Raw genomic sequence first — 4,096 nt, 5'->3', positions numbered from 1 at the left:
GCGAATGACTTCGCCGCCAGCCTCCAGAGCATCTCCACAGGTCTGCCCCCGGACGCCCGGGAACGGCTCCGCGCCGCGCTCGCTCCCGACGCCGGGCCCGTCGAGACCGTTGCCCTCAGCCACCTGGGGACCCATGCGGTCCGCGTCCGGCTGCTTGCTGAAGGCCGCTACATGCCCCTCGTCGGCGAGCTGACCGACACCGACCCCGCGCGGCTGCTTGGCATGATCGCCCAGCATTACACCCCGGAAACCGGCCGGGAGGAGATCCTTCGCTGGCTGGCCGCCCACGGTGGCGAGGAAGCCGGGCTGGACAGCCTGCTCGACGCGGTACGGTCCTGCTCCTTCCGCCATCGGGCCGCCGCGATGCTCGATGCGCTGTGTACGGCCCAGCCCGATCGGACAGCCCTGCTCCAGCGGCTGCGCTCAGACGCCGCGCTCGGATCGATCGCCGTCCAGTTCCTCGTTGAAGATGAGGAACTGGACCCGGATAGCCTGACCGAGCGAGAAAGCCTGCTGGCCGTGACCGAGCAACTGATCCAGCTGCTTGAGATCGCCGGCCCGGACGCTGTCCGCGAATCGTTCGCGCAGGCAAGCAGCAGCGACATGCGGGATCTGTTCGGCGCGCTGCTGGGCTCCGGGCATCCCGACGCCACCGGGTTGGATGAGCTACGCAGGCTGGTCGTCGAGCCACTGCAGCACCGTGGCAACCGCCGCCCGGCTCGCAAGCGGCCGTCACGCTCCGTGCGTTCCGTACGGCCAAAACGGTAATCAGCTCCAGCCGGCCACGCTCCTAACGGGCTACGGCTACGTGGCCGGCGCTGGGGCGCGTCTGATGGATCGTCGATCGCGCGGGTCAGCTGCCATCCATCAGACAGGCCCTAACCGAGCAGGCGCCGAGCCATGATCACTCGCTGGATCTGGTTCGTCCCCTCGTAGATCTGCGTGATCTTCGCATCGCGCATCATCCGCTCAAGCGGGAAGTCGCGGGTGTATCCCGCGCCGCCGAGCAGCTGGACCGCATCGGTGGTGACCTCCATGGCCACGTCCGAGGCGAAGCACTTCGCCGCCCCCGACACGAACCCGGCATCTGGATCGCCACGCTCGGCCTTGGCCGCGGCCACGTACACCAGGTGCCGAGCCGCCTCGATCTTCATCCCCATATCAGCGATCATGAATTGCAGGCCCTGGAACTCGGCGATGGCCCGCCCGAACTGCCGGCGTTCCTTGACGTAGACGATCGCCGTGTCCAGCGCGCCCTGGGCGATACCCACCGCCTGCGCGCCGATCGTGGGGCGGGTGTGATCCAGCGTGCGCAGCGCGGTCTTCAGCCCGGTGCCCGGCTCCCCGATGATCCGATTGGCCGGGATCGCGCAGTTCTCCAGATGGATCTCTCTGGTCGGCGAGCCCTTGATGCCGAGCTTGCGCTCCTCCAGACCCACCGAGAAGCCGGGATCGTCCTGGTGGACCGCGAACGCCGAAATGCCCTGGGACTTCTTCGCCGCGGTCGGGTCGCTGACCGCCATCACCGTGTACCAGCTGGACTGGCCGGCATTGGTGATCCAGCACTTGGTACCGTTGAGCACCCAGTAATCACCATCCAGCCGTGCGCTGGTACGCATGGAGGCGGTGTCCGAACCCGCTTCCCGTTCGGACAGCGCATAGGACGCCATGGCCTCACCCGCGGCGATCGAAGGCAGCACCTGCTTTTTCAGTTCCTCGGACGCCGCAAGCATGATCGGAACAGTCGCCAGCTTGTTCACCGCCGGAATCAACGAGGAAGATGCGCAGACCCGCGCCACCTCCTCGATCACGATGCAGGCCGCGACCGCGTCCGCGCCCTCGCCGCCGTACTCCGCCGGGATGTGCACAGCGTGGAAGCCGGACCGCGTCAATGCGGCATGTGCTTCGGTTGGGTAGCGGGCCCGCTCGTCGACGTCGGCGGCATACGGGGCGATCTCCTTTTCCGCCAGCCGCCGTACCGCCTCCCGCAGGGCCTGGTGTTCCTCGCTCAGCTGATACACGCCAGTGCCGGCGCTCGCCGGGGTCACGCGTCGACCTGACCGTACTCGTAGAAGCCGCGGCCGTTCTTCTTCCCGAGCAGGCCGGCGTCAACCATTCGCATGAGTAAGGGGGGTGACGAGTACAACGGCTCCTTGAACTCAGCGTACAGCGATTCGGCGATCGCGTTCACCGTGTCGAGACCGATCAGGTCGGCCAATGCCAGTGGGCCCATGGGATGCGCGCAGCCGAGCACCATCCCGCTGTCGATATCGGCCGCCGAGGCAAAACCCGACTCAAGCATTCTGATGGCGGACAGCAGATATGGTACGAGCAGGGCATTCACCACAAAACCGGCGCGGTCCTGAGATCGGATCGCCCTCTTCCCGAGCAGCTCACCGACAAAGGACTCAGCCCTGGTCTGGGTCTCCTCATCGGTCAACAGGGATGGCACCAGTTCAACCAACGGCAGAACGGGCACCGGGTTGAAAAAATGGATACCGATCACGTGGCGCGGCCTGCTGGTCGCCATCCCGAGCTTCATGATGGGAATGGACGACGTGTTGGACGCAAGGATCGCGCCACGGTCAGCGACCACCTTGTCAAGATCCCGGAAGATCTCGACCTTCAGCCGTTCGTCCTCCACGACGGCCTCGATCACCAGCTGACGGTCGGCCAGTTCGTTGAGGTCCGTCGTGAAGCTCAACCGCTCCAACGCCCGGTCACGGTCATCGACCGACAGCTTGTTCCGCAGTGTCGCGCGGCCCAGTGAACTGACCACCTGGCCATGGCTTGCCGCGGCCCGGCCCGTGTCCGTTTCGACGACTGTCACATCGAGACCCGCTCGGGCACATACCTCGGCAATGCCCGAACCCATCAGGCCACCACCTACCACGCCGATCCTTGTCACATCGACCACTGAGCCACCCCTGGAATCCCGGTCCGGTTTGGCACGCCCGGCAATAGGGGCGCTCGTACGCACGGCAGCCGACAGCACCCACGATCGCTGAGCGTCCCACACGGGTTCCCGCGTGGCACATCACACGAAGTGGTCGGCTCTCGCAGCTGCACTGTAGCGGCACCTGGTGTCGTTAGGAAGCGGATAGCCACAAGAAGTGTTGGATAAGGTCTCGCGACGCGGCGGATTCAGCGGATCAACGACTGGTCCGCCGCTCCCGATCACGACAGGCGGCGCGGTACGGCGCACCGCCCGGGTGGCTCGGCGCGAACCACAGGGAAGAACGCCGCACCAGGGTCATGACGCTCTCTTCCTGCCGTTGGTGCTGTCCGCCCTGCTGCTGAAGACACGGGTCAGATATTCCGTGCGCAGCACACCCCGCCCTTCCGCCCCGATATAACCAACGTCCTTCGTGAGGTAGCCGTCGGGATAGCTGTAGGAGGCTGCGGAGATCTCTCCCGTCCTGCTCCACCAGGCCTTGCGCTGAGTGCCACAACGGTCACATTCATGCGTCACGTGGTAGGCCCTGGCTTCTTTGTCCCAGGCCGCCGTATGCGGCTCCCACCGATGACCCATCGTGCGGCACTCTATGAAGCCGGCAGGAAGATCATGTGCCCAGTCTTCGATATTCCGGTGCGTTTTCTGCGCTGCCATATCGAGTTCTCCACCTCCGCTAGGTACTTGCCACGTCTGCGACTGCCCGGCCTGCCTCGTAACACGTTGCCAGCGATCGGAGGATCCACGCCCGAACACCCACGCTGTGTGGTCCGTGTCGCGGGTCCGCACGGTGGTCAGACTCTCGATACCACGTTCCGTTATGCCGGCGCATCTCCCTCGGCCCTGGCTGCCCGCCCGCCAGCCGCCCCGAGGCGAGTCGACGACTGTCTGGACGCGCGTGCTGGGTGCTCCGCTACCAGCCGGCAGCTCGCCGCGCCGGGACCGGGCACGACCTGGAACAACATTTTGGATCTTCATCCCGGCCCGGCCGGCCGACGCGCTGGCCCAGACCACGCGACGCTCCCGCGGCGGCCAGACGCCGCGGGAATCCACCCGCTGCCCGGCCACACCGACACGATCACAATTGTCGCCGGGGCCGGCCCACCGCCCGCCGCCCGCCGTCACGGTCGCACCGCCGCACCG

3 protein-coding genes and 2 pseudogenes are annotated in these 4,096 nt (G+C 66.4%); 2 read left to right on the top strand and 3 right to left on the bottom strand.

The annotated features are described in order from the left end of the window. Nucleotides 1–768: pseudogene (locus MJ783_RS17255) on the top strand (hypothetical protein); the annotation flags it as partial. 110 nt (nucleotides 769–878) lie between these two features. Here the strand turns inward: MJ783_RS17255 and MJ783_RS17250 are convergent. From MJ783_RS17250 to MJ783_RS17240, 3 genes are all read right to left on the bottom strand, one after another. Continuing rightward, nucleotides 879–2,048, bottom strand: a complete 1,170-nt coding sequence (locus MJ783_RS17250; protein ID WP_239311532.1) for an acyl-CoA dehydrogenase family protein — start codon at nucleotides 2,046–2,048, stop codon at nucleotides 879–881. Next, nucleotides 2,045–2,875, bottom strand: coding sequence for a 3-hydroxybutyryl-CoA dehydrogenase (locus tag MJ783_RS17245; protein WP_370651663.1), 831 nt, complete (start codon nucleotides 2,873–2,875; stop codon nucleotides 2,045–2,047). The genes MJ783_RS17250 and MJ783_RS17245 overlap by 4 nt, the downstream gene beginning before the upstream one ends. Nucleotides 2,876–3,253: 378 nt before the next feature. Continuing rightward, entirely contained in the window at nucleotides 3,254–3,610 is a 357-nt protein-coding gene (locus tag MJ783_RS17240) for a hypothetical protein (RefSeq protein ID WP_239311528.1), read from the bottom strand. A gap of 108 nt (nucleotides 3,611–3,718) precedes the next feature. Here MJ783_RS17240 and MJ783_RS17235 point away from each other — a divergent pair. Next, nucleotides 3,719–4,096: pseudogene (locus MJ783_RS17235) on the top strand (hypothetical protein); the annotation flags it as partial.

Origin of the sequence: Protofrankia sp. Cj3 (assembly GCF_917627355.1) — a bacterium.
GTDB lineage: Bacteria > Actinomycetota > Actinomycetes > Frankiales > Frankiaceae > Protofrankia.
The sequence above is the reverse complement of the archived record's forward strand: the minus strand, read 5'-3'. Positions and strand labels throughout refer to the sequence as shown.

Excerpts from the sequence above, each read along its gene's own strand:
- MJ783_RS17245 (WP_370651663.1), bottom strand. The coding sequence starts at position 2,875 with ATGGGTTCGGGCATTGCCGAGGTATGTGCCCGAGCGGGTCTCGATGTG.
- MJ783_RS17240 (WP_239311528.1), bottom strand. The coding sequence starts at position 3,610 with ATGGCAGCGCAGAAAACGCACCGGAATATCGAAGACTGGGCACATGAT.